Below are 22,284 nucleotides of genomic sequence, written 5' to 3'. Positions count from 1 at the left end.
ACCCTAACAAGGTGTTCGTTGAATGGACACAGCGTCCTCTCACGGCGGCCTGGACGGCACGATGACCACGCCGACAGGTGAGGCGAACGGAGCGGGGATGGGCAACGCAGGGACGGGCCTTCCGCGGATCGCGATCCTGGGGGGCGGGATCGGCGGGCAGGCGGCCGCGGCGTTCCTGCACCGCGAAGGCATCCCCGCCACCGTCTACGAGCAGGCGCCGGTGCTGAAGGAAGTGGGCGCGGGCCTGGTGGTGGCCCCGAACGCCGCCCGGCTGCTGCGGCGGCTCGGCGTCATGGACGAGTTCCTGGCCCGTGCCGTGCGGCTCGACACCGGATGGGAGTTCCGGCGCTGGCAGGACGGCACGGTGCTGTCCGCCGAAGACCTCGCCTCGTCCTGCGGGCGGCTGTACGGGGAGCAGACCTACACCGCGCACCGCGCCGACCTGCTGGAGGTCCTGCGCTCGGCCGTGCCTGACGCGTGGGTCCGGTACGGCAGGCGCTGCGTCGGCCTGACCGTCCGCGTGGACGGCCGGCCCTCCCTGCGCTTCGCCGACGGGGAGCGCGCCGACCCCGACGTCCTGATCGGGGCGGACGGCATCCACTCGATCGTGCGCGGCGCGATCGCGGAGGCGGCGCCCGCCGCCTACTCGGGCATCTGCGCGTTCCGCGCCCTCGTCCCGGCCGGCCGCGCCCCGGGCTTCGCCAGGCGCCGCGCCCAGACGCTGTGGATCGGACCCGGCCACCACCTGGTGCACTACCCCGTCTCGGCCGGGCGGCTGGTGAACCTCGTCGCGTTCGCCCCCGCGGGCGACGCCGTCGAGTCCTGGACGGCGACCGCGACGATGCCGGAGTTCCTGGCCGAGTTCGACGGCTGGGACCCGCGGCTCACCGGTCTCATCCGGGCGAGCGAGACCCCCGGACGGTGGGCCCTGCTCGACCGGGCGCCGCTGCGGCGCTGGAGCAGGGGCCCGATCACCTTGCTGGGGGACGCCGCGCACCCGATGTTCCCCTTCTTCGGGCAGGGGGCGGCCCAGGCCGTCGAGGACGCCGCCGTCCTCGCCAGGTGCCTCGCCGGCGATCTCGACGACCCGTCCCGCGCCCTGCGCCGGTACGAGGAGCTGCGCATCCCCCGCACCACCCGGCTCCAGGAGGTCAGCCACGGCCGGGCGCACATCAACCACCTGCCCGACGGCCCCGAGCAGCGGGCCCGCGACGCATCCTTCGCGGAGGCGGACCCGCTGGTCGCCAACGGCTGGATCTACGGATACGACCCCGACGACGCGCTGGGTATTCATGCCTCGTGACCGCCGGCGGGCCGACCGTCCTGCCGCGGGCGGCCGGGAAGGAGCCGAACCGATGACCCACAGTGACACCGCGCCCGACACCGCCACCGAGCAGGCGCGCCGCGAACAGGAGCTTCTCGGACGAGTGCTGCGCTCGTTCGACGACTGCGCCGATCCTCGCCTCAAGGAGCTGATGCAGGCGCTGGTGCGCCACCTGCACGCCTACCTCCGGGAGGTGCGCCTCACCGAGGGGGAATGGCGGAAGGCCGTCGAGTTCCTCACCGGCGTCGGGCACATCACCGACGGAGAGCGGCAGGAGTTCATCCTGCTCTCCGACGTCCTGGGCGCGTCCATGCAGACGATCACGATCAACGACCCGGCCCGCGGCGACGCCACCGAGGCGACCGTCTTCGGGCCGTTCTTCGTCGAGGACGCGCCCCGGATCGAGCCGGGCGGCGACATCGGCGGCGGCGCGCCCGGCGAGCCGTGCTGGGTGGAGGGGACGGTCCGCGGCATCGGCGGCGAGCCCGTCCCCGGCGCCCGGATCGAGGTGTGGGAGGCCGACGACACCGGCCGCTACGACGTCCAGTACGGCGACGGCCGCACCGCCGGGCGGGCCCACCTGTTCACCGGCCCGGCGGGCGAGTACCGCTTCTGGGCGATCACTCCCACGCCCTATCCCATCCCTCACGACGGACCGGTGGGGGCGATGCTCGACGCGGTCGGCCGGTCGCCCATGCGCGCCTCCCACCTGCACTTCATGGTGATCGCCGACGGCCACCGCACCCTGGTCACCCACATCTTCGTCCGCGGCGACGAGACGCTGGACTCCGACGCGGTCTTCGGCGTCAAGGAGTCGCTGGTCAAGGACTTCGAGCGGCTGCCGGCCGGCACCCCCACCCCGGACGGCCGCGCCGTCGAGGGCACCTGGTCGAGGGTCCGGTTCGACATCGTCCTCGCCCCCGCCCCGGCCGTCTAGGACGGGCTGACGGTCGTGCGGTCGCCGTCGTGCTCGTAGGCCACGACCTGGACGATCGGGAGGTGGGTCGTCTCGGCGGGCGCCTCCCCGACGGGCGGGCCCGGCACGGTCAGCAGGGGCGTCTCGCCCGGCCGGGTCGCCTTCGTGTCGTGGGCGCCGAGCTCGCCGACCGTCTTGAGCCGCGCGACGTTCGGGCCCGCCGCGGCCACCAGATGCCAGCGGCGGGACGACCGCCACCACAGGGCGGCGGCCATCGTCCCGGCGGAGGAGACGGCGGCGCTGTTCGTCCGGCCCCGCTCCGACAGCGCCCGCCCGGTGTCGGAGATCAGGATCGAGGTGCCGGAGACGCCCTGCTGGAGCGACGAGTCCACGGTCAGCAGCATCGCCCGGCCACCGCCGTCGGGCAGCGAGCCGCTCCACAGGTGGCCGAGCTTCAGGTCGCCCGACTCGGTCAGCGTCGCCGCCCCTTCGCAGGCGAGGGCGTGCAGCGCCGCCCAGCGGAACCGGTCCCTGCGCTCCGGCGGATCGCGGAACCACACCAGCGGCGCCGCCGACCGCGGGTCGTGCGAGGCCAGCTGCGTGATCGTCCGCGCCTCCCCGCCGCCGGCCGGCCGGTACGTCATCTGGAACGCCACGTAGTTCTGGCAGCGCGGCGTGAACCAGCGCCACGGCAGCGGATCGCTCAGGCCGTCCCGGACCGCCACCCGCACCCAGTCCGCGGAGCGCTCGGAGGGCACCGCCGCCCGCAGCTCCCCCATCCAGGGCGGGACGAGGTAGCGCCACGTCATGCCCAGCATGATGAGCTGCCCCGCGCCCGTCCCGAGCCTGCGGACCGACTCCACGCCGCGCGACAGGCGCCGCTCGAAGTACTGCGCGATGCTGGGCGGGTCCCCCAGGCCGGGGGAATCGCGCAGGACGACGAGGGAGGAGCCGTCCACGGTCCCCGCGTACAGGAGGACGACGCGGCCGTGCGGCGGGTCGCGGCGGTCGGCGCGCCACGCGCCGGCGGCCCGGCGCAGCAGCGCGGTGTCGTGCCGCAACGCGCCCTGGGCCGGCCACTCGTGGATGGTCGGCGTGCCGGTGGCCTGCCACGCGCGCGGGTCGACCTCGGCCGGCGCGCCGGGCCTCTCGTCCGGGCGGGTGAGGACGACCGCGGCGACCGCGAGCAGCACCGCGGCGAGCACGGCCGCCACCGCGGCGCGGGAGACGGTGCGCGGCGGGCGGAGCCGGACGAGGCCGGGGTCGAACGCCTCGATCTCGGCCCGCTGCGCGGCCTCGTCCAGCCGCGTCCGGCCGTCCACGGCGGCGGTGGCCCGGTCCACGCTCTCGAAGTCGGCGTGGGTGTGGACGCGCAGCTCGGCGGCGACCTCGGGGGCGGTGAGGCCGTCGAGGCGGAGCAGGTAGGCGAGCCGCTCGTACGGCGTCAGCTCCTGCAGCGCCGCCCGGACCGGCCCCGGCGGGATCCGCGCCGGCTCGACGAACAGGCGGTGCGGCCGGTGCCCGGCGGGCGGCGGGCCGGTGAGCAGGATCCCGACGAGCCGCGCCCGCATGGCCGGGTACCCGCCGGGGCGCCCCCGCGCGGCGCCGGCCGCGGCGCGCCGGGCGCGCATGAGCGGGGCGTCGCCGTCGTCGAGTACCAGATACGCCAGCCGTAGAAGATCGGCGTAGTGTTCGCGGTCCGCCATGCGCACGGGCACACCTCCGTCCGCATTGTGCGCAGCGATCGGTAACGGCCCGGTTGAGAACGGGTGGGGTTCGGAGTCAGGCCTTGGCGAAGGTGTTCCTGGCCCAGAGGTAGGACGCGACGGCGATGCCGGCGCACCAGGCGATGGCGATTGCGGCGTCGTCGCCGATCGGGGTGCCGAGGAGCAGGCCGCGCACGGTCTCCATGATCGGGGTGAAGGGCTGGTAGTCGGCGAACCAGCGCAGCGCGGTGGGCATGGAGTCGGTGGGGACGAAGCCGCTCCCGAGGAAGGGCAGCACGATCAGCGGCATCGGGGCGTTGCTGGCGGCCTCGGGGGTCGGCGACTTCAGGCCGAGCGCCACCGAGAGCCAGGTGATGGCGACGACGAACAGGGTGAGCAGGCCGATGGCGGCCAGCCATTCGACGGCGGTGGCGCTGGGGTCGAAGCCGATCGCGAAGGCGATGCCGATCAGCACGGCCATGCCGAGAAGCTGCTGGACGACGCTGCCGACCACGTGGCCGGTCAGCACCGACGCCCGGGAGATCCGCATGGTGCGGAAGCGGGCGATGATGCCCTCGGTCATGTCGGTGGCCACCATGACGGCGGTCCCGGTCGCGGCGGTCGCCGCCGCCATCAGCAGAATGCCGGGGACCACGTAGTTGACATAGGTGTCGCGGCCCCCGCCGAGGCCGCTGCCGAGAGTGCCGCCGAGGACGTAGACGAACAGCAGCAGGAGGATGACGGGCGTCACCACCAGCTGCACGGTCATGGACGGGTAGCGGAGCAGCCGCTTGAGCTGCCGCCGGACCATCGTGGAGGAGTCGCGCGCGGCGAGGGTGAGGGTGCTCATCGGGTGGTCTCCTTCGGGCGGCCGGTGAGGGTGAGGAAGACGTCGTCGAGGTCGGGGGTGTGGATGCTCATGTCGGCGATGTCGATCGAGCGCTCGTCAAGGAGGGTGAGCAGCTCTCGGATCGCGCGGACGCCGCCGTCGCCCGGCACTTGCAGGGTGAGCGCCTCGGGGTCGGCGATCCCCGCGCCGAGGGCCTCCCGGGCCGCGTCGAGCAAGGGGGCGGCGGCGAAGGTGAGGGTGATGTGGCCGCCGGGGATGCGCCGCTTCAGTTCCTCGGCGGTGCCTTCGGCGATCAGCCGTCCGTGGTCGAGCAGGGCGATGCGGTCGGCGAGCTCGTCGGCCTCTTCCAGGTACTGGGTGGTGAGGAAGATGGTGACGCCGCCGGCGACCAGGTCGCGGACGATCTGCCACGTGGCGCGGCGGCTGCGCGGGTCGAGGCCGGTCGTGGGCTCGTCCAGGAAGATCACGCGGGGGTCGCCGACCAGCGTCATCGCCAGGTCGAGCCTGCGCCGCATGCCGCCGGAGTAGGTTCCGGCCGGCTTGCGCGCCGCGTCGACCAGGTCGAAGCGGTCGAGCAGTTCGGCGGCCCTGCGCCTGCCCTCGGCGCGGGACAGGTGCCTGAGGTCGGCCATCAGGAGCAGGTTCTCCTCGCCGGTGAGCAGCTTGTCGACGGCCGAGTACTGGCCGGTGACGCCGATGGCGCCGCGCACGTCGTCCGGACTCCGGGCCAGGTCGTGGCCCGCGACCCGGACGGTGCCGCCGTCGGCGGGGATCAGCGTGGACAGGATCTGGACGGTGGTGGTCTTGCCTGCGCCGTTCGGCCCGAGCAGGGAGAAGACCGTTCCTTCGGGGACGGCCAGGTCGACGCCGTCGAGGACGACCTTGTCGCCGTCCTTGCCGGGGTAGGACTTGCGCAGCCCGTCCACCGAGATCGCCAGGTCGGTCATGACGGCCACTCCTCCTCGTGCGCTTCCTTGTTTCGCATGTCTGAAACGCTACGTTGCATTTCTTATTTGAGCAACATTCTCGTTGCACTGTACTTCCATAGTTGCAGGTAAACACAGCAGAATTGTTGCAATGAGTCTGTGTGACAATGCAACGACTCGAACTCTTCGCGTTGCAACGAATTGAGATCGAACGCTACGGTGAGGGCATCCGAGGAGCGGAGGAGACGCGATGCCGGGAGGCAGGCTCACCCAGCAGGACCGCCGGCAGATCGCGCAGGGCCTGGCCGACGGCCTCGCCTACGCGGAGATCGCCAGGCGGCTCGACCGTCCCACCTCCACGATCACGCGCGAGGTGATGCGCAACGGCGGCCCCACCGCCTACCGGGCCGACCTGGCCCACCGCGCCACCGAGCGCCGCGCCCGGCGGCGCGGGCAGACCCCGTCGCGGGCGCCGGAGACGCCCTCGCGGGCCGACGGGCGCGACGGCGAGGCCGTGCGCGAGTACGAGGAGACGCTGACCACCGTCTTCGTCGAGTCGGGCCTGCCCGCGATGATGTCCCGGATCCTGGGCGCCCTGTACACGACCGACGCGGGCAGCCTCACCGCGTCCGAGCTCGTCCAGCGCCTCCAGGTCAGCCCGGCGTCCATCTCCAAGGCGATCGCGTTCCTGGAGAGCCAGGACCTCGTCCGGCGGGAACGCGACGGGCGCCGCCGCGAGCGCTACTTCGTCGACGACGAGCTGTTCTTCCAGTCGATCATCGCCAGCGCCCGGTCCAACGACCGGCTCGTCCGGACCGCCCGGCAGGGCGCCGCCGTCCTCGGTCCCGGCACCCCGGCCGCCGCGCGCCTGGAGAACATCGCCCGCTTCCTCGACTTCGTCACCGAGAGCCTCCTGCGCGCCGCGGAGCAGGCCCGCGAGGTCCTCCACACGAACGCCGGGGCGGCCCCGGGCGACACCCCCGAGCCGGGTTCCGCGGACCGCGCCTAGGCGGGCCGGGCCCGGTGGTCCCGCGGTCGGGAAGCGGTGGTCTCTCGGTCGGGAAGCGGCGGCTCAGCCGAGCGTCCAGAGCAGTCCGCCGGCGGCCAGGCCGGCGACCGCGACGGCGGTGCCCGCGGCGGCCGTCACGCGCCAGGAGAGCTCCCGCATCACCATGATCATCGAGGGCAGGCTGATCGCGGGCAGGGTGATCAGCAGGGCGCCGACGACCCCGGCCCCCGCTCCCGCCGCGGCGAGCCCGACCAGGATGGGGATCTCGCCCGCCGTCGGGACGACGACGAGGGTGCCGAGCACCGCCGCGGCGGCCACCGCGAGGACCCCCCACTGCGTCGCGTCGCCCTCGAAGGGGAACAGCCAGCCGCGCAGGGCCCCGATCGTGAAGACGACGACCGCGTACTCGGGGACCAGTGTCAGGGACAGCCGGGCGAGGCTCCGGACGAACCGTCGCGGCGCGGCCCGCAGGCCGTCGTCCGCCGGGGCGGCCGGGACGTCCCCGGACGGCGGGGCGTCCCTCTTCGCGGCCAGCCGATCGATGAGGACGGTCACCGCGAACACCAGCACCACGCCGACGGCCAGGCGCGTGGCGAACCACTGCCACGGCGCGACGATCGCCAGGAACGCGAGCACCGCCGGGTTCAGCGTGGGATTGCCGAGCCAGTAGGCCAGCACCGAGGACGTCGACGCGCCGTTGCGCCTCAGCGTGCCCACGATCGGCGCCGCGCAGCACGTGCACATCATGCACGGCATGGACGCGAATCCCCCGAGCAGGGACCCGCCCAATCCCCGCCGCCGTGCCAGCGCGGCGGCGAGCGGCCGGCGCGGCACCAGGGCGTCCACGGCGGCGGCGACCACCAGTGCCACGACGAGGGCCTTCCAGACCGCCTCGCCGTAGCCGACGGCGAAGTCCCATCCGCCTCGCAGGCTGGGACCCGACCCGCTGTGGCCGGCGCTGTCCAGCGGTGACGCCCCCGGCCACGAGCGGTCGTCCAGGAGGGTGTCCAGCTTGAGGCTGTACGGCCACCACTTGGCCCACAGGAGGCCGCTGACGCTGATCACCAGGAGCAGCAGCGCCGCCGCGAGATACGGAGCCCTGCGGGCGGGCTCGACAGCATGGACCGGCATATGACTCCCGTTCCGGACGCCACAGAGGACCAAGATCGGCGCGTTCAGCGTCCGTCGGCGCCCGCGCGAAGTCAAGATCATGTCCCGTTGCGCGAGGGGGGCGGGTGCCGGGGCACGCCCGCCGGGTCGGCCGGGAAGCGGTTGAGCCGCGCTGTGCGGGTAAAGCGTTCCCATGCGAGTCGGTGTACTGGACGTGGGTTCGAATTCCGCACATCTCAAGGTGGTGGACCTCAGCGTGAGCGAGCCGCCCCGTCCGGTGACGGCGGTGAAGTGCCCGACCCGGCTGGCCGAGGCGATCGATGCCGAGGGCCGGGTGGCGGACGACGCCGTCTGCCGGCTCGTGGGCTCGGTCGGCGAGGCGGCCTGCGCCGCGGCGGCGCACGGGGTCGAGGAGCTGATCGCGTTCGCGACCTCGGCGGTGCGGGAGGCGGCGAACCGGGACGAGATCGTCGCCAGGGTGACCGCGGCGACCGGGATACGGCTCGGGTTCCTGTCCGGCCGGGACGAGGCCAGGCTGACGTTCCTGGCCGCGCGGGCCTGGTACGGCTGGTGGGCCGGGCGCCTGCTGCTGGCCGACATCGGCGGCGGGTCGCTGGAGATCGCCCACGGCGAGGGGCGGGAACCGGAGCTGGCCCTGTCGCTTCCGCTGGGCGCGGGACGCCTCACCCGCGAGATGCTGCCGGGTGACCCGCCGTCCAACAAGCACGTCCAGCGGCTGGGCCGCCGGGTGTACGACGAGCTGGAGGAGCTCGCCGCCGAGGTGCGGCCGGGCCTGGCCGGCGAGCAGCCGGTGCGGCCGGTGGCGACCTCCAAGACCTTCACCCAGCTGGCCCGGCTGACCGGCGCCCCGCGGCGCAAGGCCGGCCCCTACGCCCACCGGGTGCTGGACGTGGAGCGGCTCCGGGAGGCGATCCCCGTGCTGGCCGCCAAGAAGGCCTCGGCGCGGGCGAAGCTGCGGGGCGTCTCCCGTCCCCGGGCACCGCAGATCCTGGCCGGGGCGATCGTGGCCGAGGCCTGGATGACGGCCATGGACATCGACAGCGTCGACATCTGCCCGTGGGCGATCCGCGAGGGCCTGATGATCCGGCGCCTCCAGGCGATGTCCGACCCCGCGTCCGCCGACGACGAGACCGCCCGGCTCACCCAGGCCGTCCCCGGCTCGCTCTCGCCGGCGCGGCCCCCGCTGCGTCCCGTCCCCGCGCTCGGCGCCTGACCGCCGGCCCCGGCGTCAGCTCTCGCGGAGGGCGTCAGCTCTCGCGGAGGGCGTCAGCCCTTGCGGAGGACGCCGCCGAACTCCTTGACCTGCTTGTTCTCGCCGGCCGCGCCGAGGAACGGCTGGAGGGGGGCGTCGACGGTGGCCGGGGGCGGCTGGTCCGGGTCCGGGCGCCAGTCGGCGACGTCCACCAGGCCGGGCGGAACCGGCTCCAGGTCGGGCACGAGCGGCCGGAAGTCCTCGACCGTGCGGGTCTTCCACGCCAGCCCCATCTCGGTGGCCTTGCCGGTGTGGGCGTCGGCCGCCTCCCGGTCCGCCCCGACGAACTGGGACATCGCGAGGAAGCTGCCCGGGACGAGCGCGTCGGCCGTCGCGGCGAACATCCCGCGGACCTGCTCGTCGTCCGGGATCGAGTGGGCCACCGACAGGAAGAGCGCGGCGACCGGCCGGTCGAAGTCGATGAGGCGGCGGACGTCGTGGTGCGCGAGGACGTCCCCGGGGTCGGTCATGTCCGCCTGGATGACCGTGGTGGACTCCGCGCTCAGCAGCGCACGGCCGTGGGCCAGCACGATGGGGTCGCTGTCGACGTAGACCACGTGCGCGTCCGGCTGGAACCGCTGCGCGACCTGGTGGACGTTCGCCTGGGTCGGCAGGCCGCTGCCCATGTCGAGGAACTGGCGGATCCCCTCTTCCTCGGCCAGGTAGCGCACCACCCGGTACAGGAACTGCCGGTTCTCCCTGGTGACGTCGAGCCCCTCGTTGAACTGGGTGACGAAGCCGAGCACGGCCGCGCGGTCGACGGCGAAGTTGTCCTTGCCGCCGAGGCAGTAGTCGTACATCCGCGCCGGGCTCGGTGTGGAGGTGTCGATGCCGGTCGGTGCCCAGGCGTCGTTCACAAGTGCTCCCTCGAAGATCGCGCAGGGGGGACGAGCACGGTCGGAGACCCTCGTGTTCTCGTGTGCCCGGCGGCCGTGATCTCCCGCGATGATACCGCCGCGGCCCGCGCGGCGGCGGCGCATCAGGAGCCGGCGCGGCCGGTCAGCTCGTCCCAGGCGGCGGCCAGCCGGGCGGTCGCCTCGGTGAGCACGTCGGCGGGGAAGGTGTACGGGAGCCGCAGATACCGGTCGTGGGCGCCGGTCGGGTCCATGGCGGCGCCCGGGACGACCTCGACGCCGTGCCGCAGCGCCACCTGGGCGAAGTCGCGCGCGTCCCGTCCGGGCAGCTCGATCCAGAGGGCCGATCCGCCGTCCGGCGGCCGGAAGCGCCAGCCGGGCAGCCGCTCGCGCAGCAGCGCCGCGAGATGGTCGAGGCGCCGCCGCAGGACGGCGGCGCGGGCCGCGGCGATGTCCGGGAGCCGCGGCAGCAGGCGGGCGGCGAGCGCCTGGTCGAGGACGGGGCTGCCGAGGTCGGCCAGCGCCTTGTGGCGGGCGAGCCGCTCGATGACCCCGGCCGGGCCGCGCACCCATCCCGTGCGCAGCCCGCCCCACACCGACTTGGCGAGCGAGTCGGCCGACAGGATCTCGGCGCCGCGCGGCGCGTACGCGGCGATCGGCGGCGGCGCGTCCCGGCCGCCGATGCCGTAGGCGTTGTCCTCCAGAACGGGCACCCGGTGCTCGGCGGCGAGCTCCGCGACCCGGCGGCGGCGCCCCTCCCCCATCAGCGTGCCGGTCGGGTTGTGCACCGTCGGCATGACGTACAGCAGGTCGGGGCGGTGCTCGGCGAACGCCCGCGCCAGCTCGTCCGGGCGGATGCCGTCCTCGTCGAGCGGCACGCCCGCGAGCGTCGCGCCGGCCGCCCGGAACACGTCGAAGCAGCCGGGCCAGCCGGGCGACTCCACGACGACGGCCGACCGGCGCCGCAGGTACATCTGCGCCACCAGCGCCAGTGCCTGGGACACGCCCGTCGTGACGAGCACCTGCTCGGGCGTGGTCGGCGATCCGGCGGAGGTGAAGTGCGCGGCCACGGCGGCGCGGAGCGCGGGCAGGCCGTGCGGGTGGTAGCCGGTGTCCGCCATCAGGGCGGGCAGGTCCTCGGCCAGCAGGGCGGCCAGTTCCGTGCCCAGCTCGGGCACCGCGCCCTCCATCGCGTGGCGCAGCGAGATCACGTCCTCCGGCCCGTCGATCAGCCGCTGGAAGATCGCCGTCGCCCGGCCGCCGGGCACGCGGCCGTCGGCTCCCGGGCGGGCCGACCCCGGCTGCCGGACCACCCGGGTGCCGCTGCCGCGCCGGCTGTCGACCACCCCGAGCCCGCGCAGCTCGTCGTAGGCGGTGACGACCGTCGCCCGGCTCACCACGAGCGCCTTCGCCAGGACGCGCTCGGCGGGCAGCCGCTCGCCGGCGTCCAGGGAGCCGTCCAGCACGGCCCGGTGGAGGGCGGCGGCGAGCTTGCGGTAGAGCGGGCCCGGCCCGCTCGTCCAGTCGCCGAGGATCTCCGCCAGCTCGCCCGGGTCGCGAAAACGGTCCACCTGCGGCCCGATTGGCCCGGGTTCGCCCGCGTCCATGGCGACAGGCTAGCGGTGACGCCGCAGCCGGCGGCCGATCCAGGGAGCTACCACCGTGAACACCCTCCTCGCCTTCGCCGCGGCCTCCATCGCGCTCATCGTGATCCCCGGCCCGAACGGGATCTACATCATGACCCGCAGCGCCGCCCAGGGGTACCGGGCCGGCCTGGTCTCCGCGCTCGGCGTCGAGACCGGCACGCTCGCGCACATCGCGCTCGCGGTGCTCGGCGTGTCCGCGCTCATCGCGGCCTCACCGGTCGCGTTCGCCGTCCTGAAGTTCGCCGGGGTCGGATACCTGGTCTACCTGGCGGTACGCACCATGCTGCGGCCGTCCGAGCTGGACCTCGGCGAGGGGGCGGCCCCGCTTCCGCTGCGCCGGGTGTTCCGGGACGGCGTGGTGGTCAACGTGCTCAACCCCAAGGTCGCGCTGTTCTTCCTGGCGTTCCTGCCGCAGTTCGTCACGTCCGGTGCCGGGACGGCCGGGGCGCGGGCGCAGATGATGGTGCTCGGCGCGGTGTTCTTCGTGCTGGCGCTCGCCCTGGACGCGGGCTACGCCGTCGCGGGCGGCGCCGCCCGCCGCTGGCTGGGCCGCCACTCCGGCTCGGCGCACCGCTACGGCTACGCGATCGGCGGCGTCTACCTGAGCCTGGCCGCCTACACCGTCGCCGCCTGACCGGACCCCGAGGACGCGGAGTTGCGAGAACGCGGAGTTGCGAGAACGCGGAGTTGCGAGGGTTCTGAAGTGCCACAATGCGGTGTGAGCAAGCCGAGTCTGATCGTCGTCAGCGGGCCGCCCGGAACCGGCAAGACCACCCTCGCGCACCGGCTCGCGCAGGGGCTCGGCTGCCCCGCGATCATCCGGGACGAGATCAAGCAGGGCATGGTGCTCGCGGCGGCCGGTTCCGGCACCGGCGGCAACGACCGGCTCAACCTGCCGACGCTGTCCGCCTTCTTCGACACGCTGGCCGTCCTGGCGAAGGCCGGGGTGACCGTGGTGGCCGAGGCCGCGTTCCAGGACCGGGTGTGGCGCCCGCGCCTCGAACCGCTCGGCGACATCGCCGCCGTCCGCATCGTCCGGTGCACGGCGCCGGCGGCCGTCGCGCACGAGCGGGTCGCCCGGCGCGCCGCGAGCGACGCCCACCGGGCCGCGCACGGCGACCGGGCCCTGCTGGAGGCGATCGCCGCCGGGCGGCACTCCAACGACTCCTTCGTCTGGATCTCCCTGGACGCTCCGACCATCACCGTGGACACCGGCGACGGCTACGACCCCGCCCTCCCGGACCTCCTCGCCTTCGCCGGAGGCGAGGCGTAGGGGCCCGCGGCCGATGAGTTAGCTTTGCCTTTCCTCAACTGTGCCGATCATTGGAGCGGGAGTGGTCACGGGAAGGGCCGTGCTGGGGTGGGCGGTTCGGTCGCAGCGGCGGGACGTCGCGGTCGCCGCGGTGCTCGCCTCGGCGCACCAGGTCGGTGAGGCGCTCGTTCCCGTGCTCATCGGCATGGCGATCGACCAGGCCATGGCCGGGGACGACGGGCGCGCCCTCGTCCTGTGGCTGGGGGCGCTCGCCGCCGTGTACCTCGTGCTGTCGTGGAGCTTCCGGATCGGCGCCTACGCCGGGGAGCGGGCCGGGGCGCGGGCCGCGCACGGGCTGCGGCTGGCGCTCGTGGAGCGGGTGCTGGACCCGCGCGGCGGCGCCGAGAGCGGGCGGCTCCCCGGCGCGCTGACCGCCATCGCCACCGAGGACGCGCGCCGCGTCGGCGCCGTGAACCTGGCGCTGATGGCCGGGATCGCCGCGCTGGTGGGCATCGCCTCGGGCGCGGCGGTGCTGCTGAGCATCTCGCTGCCGCTCGGTCTGGTCGTGGTGCTCGGGACGCCGCTGCTGATGCTGCTCGGGCACCTGCTGAGCAGGCCGCTGGAACGCCGCAGCCGCGCCGAGCAGGAGCGCGCGGCGCACGCGTCCGCCGTCGCCGCCGATCTCGTCGCCGGGCTCCGGGTCCTCAAGGGCCTCGGGGCCGAGCCCGCCGCGGTCGACCGGTACCGGCGCACGAGTGCCGACTCGCTCGGCGCGACGCTGCGGGCCGCGCGGGCGGAGGCCTGGCAGAGCGGGACGGTCCTCGCGCTGACCGGGGTGTTCATCGCGCTCGTCGCGCTCGTCGGCGGGCGGCTCGCCGCGCAGGGGGAGGTGAGCCTCGGGCAGCTCGTGGCGGCCGTCGGCCTGGCGCTGATGCTGCTCGGCCCGCTGTCGGTCCTGGCGTGGGTGAACGCGCGGTTCGCGCAGGGGCGCGCCTCCGCGGCCCGGATCGCGGACGTGCTCGCCGCGCCGTCCGCCGTCCCCGAGGGGGAGGGCGTGCCGCCCGAGCCGGTCGCCGGGCATGTGCGGCTGAGCGGCGTGACGTCCGGAAGCCTTCGGGAACTGGATCTGGAGGCGCGGCCCGGCGAGCTGCTCGGCGTCGTCGCCCCCGACCCGGGCGACGCCGAGGCGCTGCTGCGCTGCCTCGGACGCGAGACCGACCCGGACGCGGGCACCGTCGAGCTGGACGGCGTCCCCCTGAGCACCCTGCACCCGGCGGCGGTGCGCGCCTCGATCCTGGTGGCCGCGCACGACGCCGACCTGTTCTCCGGCGATCTGGCCGGCACCATCGCGTCCGGCGACCGCGCATCCCGTGACCTGGCGCCCGGCGACCTGGACCGGGTGCTGGCCGCGGCCGGCGCCGGCGAGATAGCCGCCGCCATCGGGGACGGCGCGTCCGTCGGCGAGCGGGGCCGGTCGCTGTCGGGCGGGCAGCGGCAGCGCGTGGCCCTCGCCCGCGCGCTGGCCGCCGACGCGCCCGTCCTCGTCCTGCACGATCCGACGACGGCGGTGGACGCGGTCACCGAGGCGCGCATCGCCGAAGGGCTGCGCGCGCTGCGCCGGGGCAGGACGACGGTCGTCGTCACGACGAGCCCGGCGCTGCTCGCCGTCACCGACCGGGTCGTGCTGGTCTCCGGCGGCCGGACCGGGGACGCCGCGACGCACTCCGAGCTCGCCGCCCGCCACGACGGCTACCGCGCGACGGTCCTGTCATGACGGGCCCTGTCATGACAGGCCCCGGTATGACGGCCGGAGACGGAGCGGAGCCGCTGCCCGTCGCGTCCGGCGCGCGGGTCCGGGCGCTGCTCGGCGAGCTGCTGCGGCCGCACCGCGGGCTCGCGGCCGGCGCGGCGGCCGTGATGACCGCCGCGACCGCCGCCGGGATGCTGACCCCGCCCCTGCTCGGCAGGGTGGTGGACGCCGTCGCCGAGCACCGGCCGGACGCGGTGACGCCGCTGATCGCGCTGCTGGCCGCCGTCGCGGTCGTCCAGGGCCTCACCACCGCCTGGGGGCTGACCCTGGTGGCGCGGCTCGGCGAGACCGTCCTCGCCCGGCTGCGCGAGCGGTTCGTCGAGCGGGCCCTGCACCTGCCGCTCGCCGAGGTGGAGCGGTCCGGGTCCGGGGACCTCGTCGCCCGCGTCACCGGGGACGTGTCGCTGATCGCGGAGGCCGTCCGCCGGGCGCTGCCCGAGCTGGTGCGGTCCCTCCTGACGATCGCGCTGACCCTCGCCGGCCTGGCCCTGCTCGACTGGCGGTTCTTCCTCGCCGCGCTGCTCGCCGCGCCCGTCCAGGCGTACACCGCCCGCTGGTACGTGCGGCGCGCGGTGCCGGTCTACGCCGAGCAGCGTGCGGCGAACGGCGTCCAGCAGCAGCAGCTCCTCGACAGCATCGGCGGCGGCGCGACGGTCCGCGCGTTCCGCCTGGAGGACGAGCACGCCGGCCTCGTCGCCCGCCGCTCGTCGGCCGTCGTGGACCTGACGATGCGCGGCATCAGGCTCGTCCTGCGCTTCTACATGCGGCTGCACGTCGCCGAGTACACGGGCCTGGCGGCCGTCCTGGTCACCGGGTTCCTGCTGGTGCGCGGCGGGGCGGCGTCCGTCGGCACCGCGACCGCCGCCGCCCTGTACTTCCACAACCTGTTCGGCCCGATGAACACCGCGCTCGCGCTGCTGGACGACGCGCAGGCCGCCGGGGCGGGGCTGGCCCGCCTCACCGGCGTGGCGGACCGGCCCGCGCCCGAGCCGCCGCCCCCGGTCGCCCCGCGTGACGCCTCGGTCATCGCCACCGGGCTCGGCCACGCCTACGTGCCGGGACGGCCCGTCCTGCACGGTGTCGACCTGGAGCTGCGGCCCGGCGAGCGGGTCGCGCTGGTCGGCGCGAGCGGCGCGGGCAAGACCACCGTCGCCCGGCTGATCGCGGGGGTGCACCGCCCGGGCGCCGGGACGGTCCTGGTCGGCGGGGTCGACCTGGCCGACCTCGGCCCCGGCGCGGCGCGGCGGGCCGTCGCCCTGGTCACCCAGGAGGTGCACGTGTTCGCCGGGCCGCTCGCCGCCGACCTGCGGCTCGCCCGGCCCGGCGCCACCGACGCCGACCTGCGCGCGGCGCTCGCCGCGGTCGGGGCGCTGGAGTGGGCGCGGGCACTGCCGGACGGCCTGGACACCGTGGTCGGCGACGGCGGGCACCGGCTCACCGCCGCGCAGGCTCAGCAGCTCGCGCTGGCCCGGCTGGTCCTCGCCGACCCGCGGATCGCCGTCCTGGACGAGGCGACCGCCGAGGCCGGCAGCAGCGGCGCCCGCACCCTGGAGCGGGCCGCGGACAGCGCCGTCGCGGGCCGCACCGCGCTGATCGTCGCGCACCGCCTCACCCAGGCCGCGTCCGCCGACCGCGTCGTCGTCATGGAGGACGGCCGGGTCGTCGAGAGCGGCACCCACGACGAGCTGCGCGCGGCCGGCGGCCGGTACGCGGCCCTGTGGCAGGCCTGGTCCGGTGCGCGGGCCGATCACAGCAGCAGCACGGCGAAGATCAAGTAGGCCACGATGTTGACCACCCAGCTGTGCGAGCCGATCCACTCCCGGACCCGGGGCATCGCCCGTTCGGCACGCCGGTGGAACAGCAGCAGGGCCAGCAGCGGCAGCGCGGCGACGAGGACGGTGGCCCCGACGAACGGCAGCGCCGACACCAGGGTCGCGTCCGACTGCTCCAGGTTCGCCCCGACGGTGAGCATGACCGCGATGTCCGACGGCATCAGCAGGATCACCAGCAACCCGGTCGTGAACGCCTTCCGGGTGCCGGCCTCCATCAGCGCCCCGAGCCATTTCGGCGGTGCCGCCGTCTCCCTCCGCACGTACGACTTCAGCGCGGCGAGCAGCAGCAGGCCGACCAGGACGTACTGGACGATGGTCCCCGCCGCCCCCCGATCGGACGAGTCACCCAGCTCGACATTGTTCCCCACCAGAGCGAACACGCCCCTGGTCGCGGCGACCCCCAGCATCGTCGCGACCGCCACCCCGGCGAGGAACGCCAGCGACACCCGCACCGCCCGCTCGGCCGTCACCAGGATGACCGCGGACATGATCTGCGGCCCCACCATCATGGTGACGGCGAGCGGGAGTATCTGAAGGCTCACGTGCGCCCCCTCCACGCCACTGCGCGGATGCTCCCCCGTCATCCCCCCGCCACACCGGTGCCCGCCGGTTCTTCGAAAGTCCGCGCAGGTCGGACGGCTCGCTACTCCGGCTAGATCTGCCAGCTCGACCCGGCGCGCGGCTGGGCCCTGTGCGTCGTGGACTGACACCCGCCGGCGGTGCCCGGCCCACCCTCGCCGGGCACCTCCCGCCCCCAAAGAGGATCTCCCCGAACTTCACGCGACCAAGCCGTCACGGACGGTGGCCAAACCATACATATCGGCCATAATTGGCGCTGAGGGACGACGCGGTCACTCATCCGCGCCAGGGGGCTTCCCCCCAGGCCCCTGGAGCACATCCAGGAACGAGGGGGGAAACCATGCGGCGCATCGTCGCCATCGCCGGCGCAGCAATGATGCTCACCTTCGGCGGGTGCGGCCTCGACGAGGAGGCCGCCGATGTTCAGCCCGCCGGCCAGAACACGGAGTCGAAGCAGGCGAAGCAGGTCTCGGTCAAGCTGACCGCCAAGAAGACGGATTTCCGGCCGAGCGCGCTCGCCGAAGGCGACGACTACACGAGTGTGAGGGTCACCGTCACGAACAACACCGGGAAGGTGCTGGCCGTCAATCCGCTGTACTTCGCGATCACCGACACGGGCGGCACGCGGCACGAGACCGCCGACGCGCTCGGTGCCGATGACCGGGAGATCGACTCGACCAGCCTGCAGCCCAAGGAAAGGGCCAGGGGCACGGTAACGGCGGAAGGCACGTTCTCTCCGAAGACGGTGACGTTCACCAGGGACGGATTCGGCACCAAGTACATCGCGGAGGTGGGCTGACGGCCGGCGCCCGGAAAGGGGGCTTTCCGGGCGGGTCGGCGGTCGTCAGACGGAGCGGACGGCTCTCAGGGATTCCTTGAGGGAGGTCAGGGTCGAGAAGACGGCCGTGGGTTCGTAGCCGCAGTGGGCCATGCAGTTGGCGCAGCGGGCGTCGCGGCCGCGGCCGTAGGAGTCCCAGTCCGTCTCGTCCAGGAGCTCCTGGTAGGTCTGCGCGTAGCCGTCCGACATGAGGTAGCAGGGGCGCTGCCAGCCGAAGAGGGAGTAGGACGGGATCGCCCAGGCCGTGCAGGGGAAGTCGACCTTGCCTTCCAGGAAATCCAGGAAGAGCGGGGAGTGGTTGAAGCGCCAGCGTTTGCGGTTGCCGTCCGCGAACGCCTTCTTGAACAGTTCCCGGGTTTCCTGGACGCCGAGGAAGTGCTCCTGGTCGGGGGCTTTGTCGTAGGCGTAGCCCGGCGAGATCATCATCTCGTCGACCTTGAGGTCGTCGTTGAGGTAGTTGAGGACGTCGATGACGGTCTGCGGCGTGTCGGTGTTGAAGATCGTGGTGTTCGTGGTGACGCGGAAACCGCGCTTCTGGCATTCCTTGATGGCCGCCACGGCGTCGTCGAAGACGCCTTCCTTGCAGACGGACTCGTCGTGCCTTTCGCGCAGGCCGTCGATATGCACGGCCCAGGCGAAGTAGGGCGACGGCTTGAATTTGTCGATCTTCCTCGGGATGAGCAGCGCGTTCGTGCAGAGGAAGACGAATTTCTTGCGCTTGATGAGTTCGGCCACGAGTTCGTCGATCTGCGGGTGCATGAGCGGTTCCCCGCCCGCGATGGAGACCATCGGGGCGCCGCACTCCTCGATCGCGGCGAGGGCCTGCTCGACCGGCATGCGCTTCTTGAGGACGTCGTGCGGGTGCTGGATCTTCCCGCAGCCGGCGCAGGCGAGGTTGCAGGCGAACAGCGGTTCCAGCTCGACGATCAGCGGGAACTTCTCCCTGCCGCGCAGCTTGTTGCGGAGGATGTAGGTGCCGATGCGGACGCTCTGGCGAAGCGGCATGCTCATGTCCGGACCTCCTTGGGCAGGGTGAACTCGGTGGTCTCCACCGTGACCGTGTGCTCCTTGATGTCGACGGGGCCGAGGCCGCGCAGGGCGTCCACGACCGCGTCGAGGACGGACGGGGGCGCGGAGGCGCCGGCGGTCAGGCCGACGACCCGGGCCTCGCGGAGCCGTCCGAGCGGGATGTCGGCGGGGCCGTCGATCAGCACCGCCGGCGTGCCGCGGCTCTCGGCCACCTCGACGAGGCGGCGGGAGTTGGACGAGTTGGCCGAGCCGACCACGAGGACGAGGTCGGAGTCCCGGGCGACGCCGGTCACGGCCTCCTGCCGGTTCGTGGTGGCGTAGCAGATGTCGTCGGTGTGCGGGCCGACCGCGTCCGGGAACCGGCCGGTGATCGCGGCGGCGACCTCGCCGGCCTCGTCGGCGGCGAGGGTGGTCTGGGTCAGGTAGGCGACGGGACGGTCCGCGGGCAGCGACGCGACGTCCTCCGGGTTCTCGACGAGGTAGGTGGAGGACGGCGCCTCGCCGAGGGTGCCCTCGACCTCCTCGTGCCCGGCGTGCCCGATCAGCGCGACGAGGTGGCCCTGCGCCGCGAACCGGCGGGCCTCGGCGTGCACCTTCGACACGAGGGGGCAGGTCGCGTCGATCACCCGCAGCTCGCGCCGCCCGGCCTCCGCCCGGACGGCGGGCGCGACGCCGTGCGCGGAGAACACCGTGACCGAGCCGGGCGGCACCTCGTCGAGCTCGTCGACGAAGACGGCGCCGCGGCCGCTCAGGTCGTCCACCACATGGGAGTTGTGGACGATCTGCTTGCGCACGTAGACGGGCGGCCCGTGCAGGGCGAGCGCGCGTTCCACGATCTCGATCGCCCGCTCCACCCCGGCGCAGAACGACCGGGGACCGGCGAGGAGGAGGCGGCGCGGGCCGGCGGCGCCCGCCCATTCCCGCAGGGCGGGGCCGACCGTGCGCAGCCGGCGCAGCGCGGCGGTCCCGCCCGGGATCGTCGCGGGGCTGACCAGGGGGCGGCCCGGGGTGTCGACGATGGCGCGCACGACCGCGAACGGCCGCTCCCCCGCCGCCGCGGCCAGCTCGGCGGACTCCATGTCGGCGACGAGCGCGCCCATCGCGGCCAGCGACGCGCGCTCCGAGCCCGTCACCATGTGGTCCACCGTGACGAGCGGCCCCCGGTGGACGGTCGCGCCGGTGGTGCGTTCCAGCAGGCCGGCGAGGGGTTCGGCCGACCGGCACCGCACGGTGCCGGACGCGCCCCGCACCTCGGTCGCGACGAACAGGTCGCCGGGACGCAGCCGGTCGTCCAGCGCGCCGCCGCACCCCACGATGGCGAGCGCCCCGAACTCCGGCAGGTGCCCGGCGGCCGACCGCGCCTTGGCCGGCCCCATGCCGATGCGGACGACGTTCAGGTCGCCGTCCTGGGAGAGCGCGCGGGCCTCGATGCCGAGCGCCGCGCACACCACGAGCCGCGTCATGTGGCACCTCCGAGGTAGCGGCCCAGGGCGCTGACGGGGAACACCAGCCGGTACAGGTGGTAGTTGATGTAGAAGTCGCCGGGGAAGCCGGTGCCGGTGAACGCGTCCTCGTCCCAGTTCCCGTCCGGGCGCTGGTTGTCGACGAGCCAGCGCACGCCGGCGTCCACGGCGGCGGAGCGTTCGCCGGCGGCGAGCAGGGCCAGCAGCGCCCATGCCGTCTGGGACGGGGTGGACGCGCCCCGGCCGATCCACGCCGGGTCGTCGTAGGAGCGCAGGTCCTCGCCCCATCCGCCGTCCTCGTTCTGGTGCGCCTCCAGCCACGCCACCGCGCGCCGGATCGCGGGCTTGTCCGGGCGGACGCCGGCGGCGATCAGCGCCGGGACGACGCCGCCCGTCCCGTAGACGTGGTTGGCGCCCCAGCGCCCGAACCAGGAGCCGTCCTGCTCCTGCGCCTTCAGCAGCCACACGACGGCCCGCTTCACCACGGTCGACTCCGCGAGGCCCTCCTTGGCGAGCGCCTCGACGACGTGCGCGGTGACGTCGGCCGACGGCGGGTCGATGACAGCACCGAAGTCGCAGAACGGCAGCTTGGTGCACAGTTCGCGGGTGTTGTCGGCGTCGAAGGCGCCGAAGCCGCCGTCCCGCGACGCCATGCCGTCCAGCCAGCGGACCGCCCGCTCGATCGGCGCCTCCGCCTCCGGCAGGGCCACCCTCCGCAGCGCCAGGATCGCCTCGGCGGTGTCGTCGGTGTCGGGGTAGACGTCGTTGTCGAACTCGAACGCCCAGCCGCCCGGCGGGGTGTCCGGCCGCCGCACCGCCCAGTCCCCCGGCCCGCGGACCTCCTCCCCGACGATCCAGCGCGCCGCCCGCAGCAGCGCCGGGTCGTCCGGCGGGACGCCCGCGTCGGCGAGCGCGTTCACGGCGAGCACGGTGTCCCAGACCGGCGACTGGCACGCCTCCAGCCGGCGCCCCTTCTCGTCCCGGATCGTGAACCTCTCCAGCCCCGCCAGCCCGCGCTTGATGACCGGGTGGTCCAGGCCGTAGCCGAGCTCGTGCAGCGCCATCAGGGAGTACACCCACGGCGGCTGGATCCCGCCCCAGCACCCGTCGGCCTCCTGCCGCGCGATGATCCAGTCGGCCGCGCGGCGCATCGCGGCGGTCCGGAGCGGGCGCACCGGCCGCTTCTCGTACACGTGCAGGACGCGGTCGAGCGCGTTGAACGCCCGCCCCCAGCCCGTCGCCGCCCGCGCGGGCGCCCGCCCGGCGCGCAGCTCCGGCAGGTCGAACGGCAGGCTCCGGACGGGGCGCAGCGACCCGAGGATCGTCAGCGGGACGATCGTCTGCCGCGCCCAGCACGCCCAGTCGTACACGTTCAGCGGCACCCGGCTCGGCAGGAACATCAGCTCGGGCGGCATGACGGGCAGGTCGTCCCACGACCACTGCCCGAACAGCGCCAGCCAGATCCGGGTGAAGACGCGGCTGCCCTCGATGCCGCCCGCCTCCCGCGCGTACGCGGCGGCCCGGCGCATGTGCGGGGCGTCCACGGGGTCCCCGGCGAGCCGCAGCGCGACGTACGCCTCGACGGTCGTGGACAGGTCGGCGGGGCCGCCGTGGAAGTTCGCCCAGGTGCCGTCGTCCCGCTGCCGGGACCGGATCCAGCGGGCCGCCTCCCGGGTCTCCTCCTCCGAGCCGATGCCGAGGAACTCGCGGAGCAGCAGGTCCTCCGCGTCCATGGTCACGTTGGTCTCCAGCTCGGCCTTCCACCAGCCCTCGGGCGACTGGAGCCCGAGCAGGCGGTCGCGGGCGGCCTCGACGGCGGCGGAGGCCGCGCCGGTGAGTCCGGGAACTTCGGTCGTGGTCATTCAGC

The 22,284-nt window shown here is 74.3% G+C and carries 19 protein-coding genes; 9 read left to right on the top strand and 10 right to left on the bottom strand.

Annotated elements, in window-relative coordinates; translation table 11 throughout:
- Positions 1-22: 22 nt before the first annotated feature.
- The gene (locus K8Z49_RS37610; RefSeq protein ID WP_412516389.1) at positions 23-1,303 is read left to right on the top strand and encodes an FAD-dependent monooxygenase; all 1,281 of its coding nucleotides are present in this window, start codon (positions 23-25) and stop codon (positions 1,301-1,303) included.
- A gap of 52 nt (positions 1,304-1,355) precedes the next feature.
- Entirely contained in the window at positions 1,356-2,261 is a 906-nt protein-coding gene (locus K8Z49_RS37605; protein ID WP_412516388.1) for a dioxygenase, read from the top strand.
- Here K8Z49_RS37605 and K8Z49_RS37600 read toward each other — a convergent pair.
- From K8Z49_RS37600 to K8Z49_RS37590, 3 genes are all read right to left on the bottom strand, one after another.
- Positions 2,258-3,946: a hypothetical protein gene (locus tag K8Z49_RS37600; RefSeq protein WP_412516387.1), complete on the bottom strand. Its 1,689-nt coding sequence runs from the start codon at positions 3,944-3,946 to the stop codon at positions 2,258-2,260. The two genes, K8Z49_RS37605 and K8Z49_RS37600, sit on opposite strands and share 4 nt — an antisense overlap.
- 76 nt (positions 3,947-4,022) lie before the next feature.
- Complete coding sequence (locus K8Z49_RS37595) at positions 4,023-4,796, bottom strand: ABC transporter permease (RefSeq protein WP_075023646.1); 774 nt, start codon at positions 4,794-4,796, stop codon at positions 4,023-4,025.
- Complete coding sequence (locus K8Z49_RS37590; protein ID WP_024935179.1) at positions 4,793-5,743, bottom strand: daunorubicin resistance protein DrrA family ABC transporter ATP-binding protein; 951 nt, start codon at positions 5,741-5,743, stop codon at positions 4,793-4,795. Before K8Z49_RS37590 ends, K8Z49_RS37595 begins: the two co-directional genes overlap by 4 nt.
- A 229-nt stretch (positions 5,744-5,972) precedes the next feature.
- On the opposite strand from K8Z49_RS37590, the gene K8Z49_RS37585 reads away from it, so the two are divergent.
- The gene (locus K8Z49_RS37585) at positions 5,973-6,731 is read left to right on the top strand and encodes a GbsR/MarR family transcriptional regulator (protein WP_021600059.1); all 759 of its coding nucleotides are present in this window, start codon (positions 5,973-5,975) and stop codon (positions 6,729-6,731) included.
- Between the two features lie 63 nt (positions 6,732-6,794).
- Here K8Z49_RS37585 and K8Z49_RS37580 read toward each other — a convergent pair whose 3' ends face one another.
- Positions 6,795-7,862: a permease gene (locus tag K8Z49_RS37580; protein ID WP_412516386.1), complete on the bottom strand. Its 1,068-nt coding sequence runs from the start codon at positions 7,860-7,862 to the stop codon at positions 6,795-6,797.
- A gap of 235 nt (positions 7,863-8,097) precedes the next feature.
- On the opposite strand from K8Z49_RS37580, the gene K8Z49_RS37575 reads away from it, so the two are divergent.
- A complete protein-coding gene (locus K8Z49_RS37575) occupies positions 8,098-9,075 on the top strand; it encodes a hypothetical protein (protein WP_235206407.1) in 978 nt (325 codons plus the stop codon).
- A gap of 53 nt (positions 9,076-9,128) precedes the next feature.
- Here K8Z49_RS37575 and K8Z49_RS37570 read toward each other — a convergent pair whose 3' ends face one another.
- Positions 9,129-9,971 carry an SAM-dependent methyltransferase gene (locus K8Z49_RS37570; protein ID WP_021599449.1) on the bottom strand — a complete coding sequence of 281 codons (843 nt, stop codon included), beginning with the start codon at positions 9,969-9,971 and terminating at the stop codon, positions 9,129-9,131.
- Positions 9,972-10,093: 122 nt separating this feature from the next.
- Positions 10,094-11,575 carry a PLP-dependent aminotransferase family protein gene (locus K8Z49_RS37565; protein ID WP_412516385.1) on the bottom strand — a complete coding sequence of 494 codons (1,482 nt, stop codon included), beginning with the start codon at positions 11,573-11,575 and terminating at the stop codon, positions 10,094-10,096.
- A gap of 55 nt (positions 11,576-11,630) precedes the next feature.
- Between K8Z49_RS37565 and K8Z49_RS37560 the strand changes: the two genes are divergently transcribed.
- From K8Z49_RS37560 to K8Z49_RS37545, 4 genes are all read left to right on the top strand, one after another.
- The gene (locus tag K8Z49_RS37560) at positions 11,631-12,248 is read left to right on the top strand and encodes a LysE family translocator (RefSeq protein WP_021599451.1); all 618 of its coding nucleotides are present in this window, start codon (positions 11,631-11,633) and stop codon (positions 12,246-12,248) included.
- Between the two features lie 84 nt (positions 12,249-12,332).
- On the top strand, positions 12,333-12,887 hold the full coding sequence (locus tag K8Z49_RS37555) for an AAA family ATPase (protein ID WP_021599452.1): 555 nt from the start codon (positions 12,333-12,335) through the stop codon (positions 12,885-12,887).
- A gap of 61 nt (positions 12,888-12,948) precedes the next feature.
- On the top strand, positions 12,949-14,640 hold the full coding sequence (locus K8Z49_RS37550) for an ABC transporter ATP-binding protein (protein ID WP_412516384.1): 1,692 nt from the start codon (positions 12,949-12,951) through the stop codon (positions 14,638-14,640).
- Between the two features lie 26 nt (positions 14,641-14,666).
- Entirely contained in the window at positions 14,667-16,454 is a 1,788-nt protein-coding gene (locus K8Z49_RS37545; protein WP_075023642.1) for an ABC transporter ATP-binding protein, read from the top strand.
- Here the strand turns inward: K8Z49_RS37545 and K8Z49_RS37540 are convergent.
- On the bottom strand, positions 16,424-17,050 hold the full coding sequence (locus K8Z49_RS37540) for a GAP family protein (protein WP_024935173.1): 627 nt from the start codon (positions 17,048-17,050) through the stop codon (positions 16,424-16,426). The genes K8Z49_RS37545 and K8Z49_RS37540 overlap by 31 nt on opposite strands.
- A 377-nt stretch (positions 17,051-17,427) precedes the next feature.
- Here K8Z49_RS37540 and K8Z49_RS37535 point away from each other — a divergent pair, with 377 nt between their 5' ends.
- Positions 17,428-17,886: a DUF4352 domain-containing protein gene (locus K8Z49_RS37535; RefSeq protein ID WP_021595755.1), complete on the top strand. Its 459-nt coding sequence runs from the start codon at positions 17,428-17,430 to the stop codon at positions 17,884-17,886.
- Between the two features lie 45 nt (positions 17,887-17,931).
- On the opposite strand, the gene hpnH is transcribed toward K8Z49_RS37535, so the two are convergent.
- The 3 genes from hpnH to shc are packed head-to-tail and all read right to left on the bottom strand — an operon-like array spanning position 17,932 to position 22,279.
- Positions 17,932-18,936 carry an adenosyl-hopene transferase HpnH gene (hpnH, locus tag K8Z49_RS37530; protein WP_021595756.1) on the bottom strand — a complete coding sequence of 335 codons (1,005 nt, stop codon included), beginning with the start codon at positions 18,934-18,936 and terminating at the stop codon, positions 17,932-17,934.
- Complete coding sequence (gene ispH / locus K8Z49_RS37525) at positions 18,933-20,417, bottom strand: 4-hydroxy-3-methylbut-2-enyl diphosphate reductase (RefSeq protein ID WP_412516383.1); 1,485 nt, start codon at positions 20,415-20,417, stop codon at positions 18,933-18,935. Before ispH ends, hpnH begins: the two co-directional genes overlap by 4 nt.
- Positions 20,414-22,279, bottom strand: coding sequence for a squalene--hopene cyclase (gene shc / locus K8Z49_RS37520; protein WP_412516382.1), 1,866 nt, complete (start codon positions 22,277-22,279; stop codon positions 20,414-20,416). The genes ispH and shc overlap by 4 nt, the downstream gene beginning before the upstream one ends.
- Positions 22,280-22,284: the final 5 nt, after the last annotated feature.

This window comes from Actinomadura madurae (genome assembly GCF_047130825.1).
In the GTDB taxonomy this organism is placed as follows: domain Bacteria; phylum Actinomycetota; class Actinomycetes; order Streptosporangiales; family Streptosporangiaceae; genus Spirillospora; species Spirillospora madurae.
The sequence above is the reverse complement of the archived record's forward strand: the minus strand, read 5'-3'. Positions and strand labels throughout refer to the sequence as shown.

Excerpts from the sequence above, each read along its gene's own strand:
- K8Z49_RS37585 (WP_021600059.1), top strand. The coding sequence starts at position 5,973 with ATGCCGGGAGGCAGGCTCACCCAGCAGGACCGCCGGCAGATCGCGCAG.
- K8Z49_RS37535 (WP_021595755.1), top strand. The coding sequence starts at position 17,428 with ATGCGGCGCATCGTCGCCATCGCCGGCGCAGCAATGATGCTCACCTTC.
- K8Z49_RS37605 (WP_412516388.1), top strand. The coding sequence starts at position 1,356 with ATGACCCACAGTGACACCGCGCCCGACACCGCCACCGAGCAGGCGCGC.
- K8Z49_RS37580 (WP_412516386.1), bottom strand. The coding sequence starts at position 7,862 with ATGCCGGTCCATGCTGTCGAGCCCGCCCGCAGGGCTCCGTATCTCGCG.
- hpnH (WP_021595756.1), bottom strand. The coding sequence starts at position 18,936 with ATGAGCATGCCGCTTCGCCAGAGCGTCCGCATCGGCACCTACATCCTC.
- shc (WP_412516382.1), bottom strand. The coding sequence starts at position 22,279 with ATGACCACGACCGAAGTTCCCGGACTCACCGGCGCGGCCTCCGCCGCC.
- K8Z49_RS37595 (WP_075023646.1), bottom strand. The coding sequence starts at position 4,796 with ATGAGCACCCTCACCCTCGCCGCGCGCGACTCCTCCACGATGGTCCGG.
- K8Z49_RS37545 (WP_075023642.1), top strand. The coding sequence starts at position 14,667 with ATGACGGCCGGAGACGGAGCGGAGCCGCTGCCCGTCGCGTCCGGCGCG.
- K8Z49_RS37590 (WP_024935179.1), bottom strand. The coding sequence starts at position 5,743 with ATGACCGACCTGGCGATCTCGGTGGACGGGCTGCGCAAGTCCTACCCC.
- ispH (WP_412516383.1), bottom strand. The coding sequence starts at position 20,417 with ATGACGCGGCTCGTGGTGTGCGCGGCGCTCGGCATCGAGGCCCGCGCG.
- K8Z49_RS37610 (WP_412516389.1), top strand. The coding sequence starts at position 23 with ATGGACACAGCGTCCTCTCACGGCGGCCTGGACGGCACGATGACCACG.
- K8Z49_RS37565 (WP_412516385.1), bottom strand. The coding sequence starts at position 11,575 with ATGGACGCGGGCGAACCCGGGCCAATCGGGCCGCAGGTGGACCGTTTT.
- K8Z49_RS37600 (WP_412516387.1), bottom strand. The coding sequence starts at position 3,946 with ATGGCGGACCGCGAACACTACGCCGATCTTCTACGGCTGGCGTATCTG.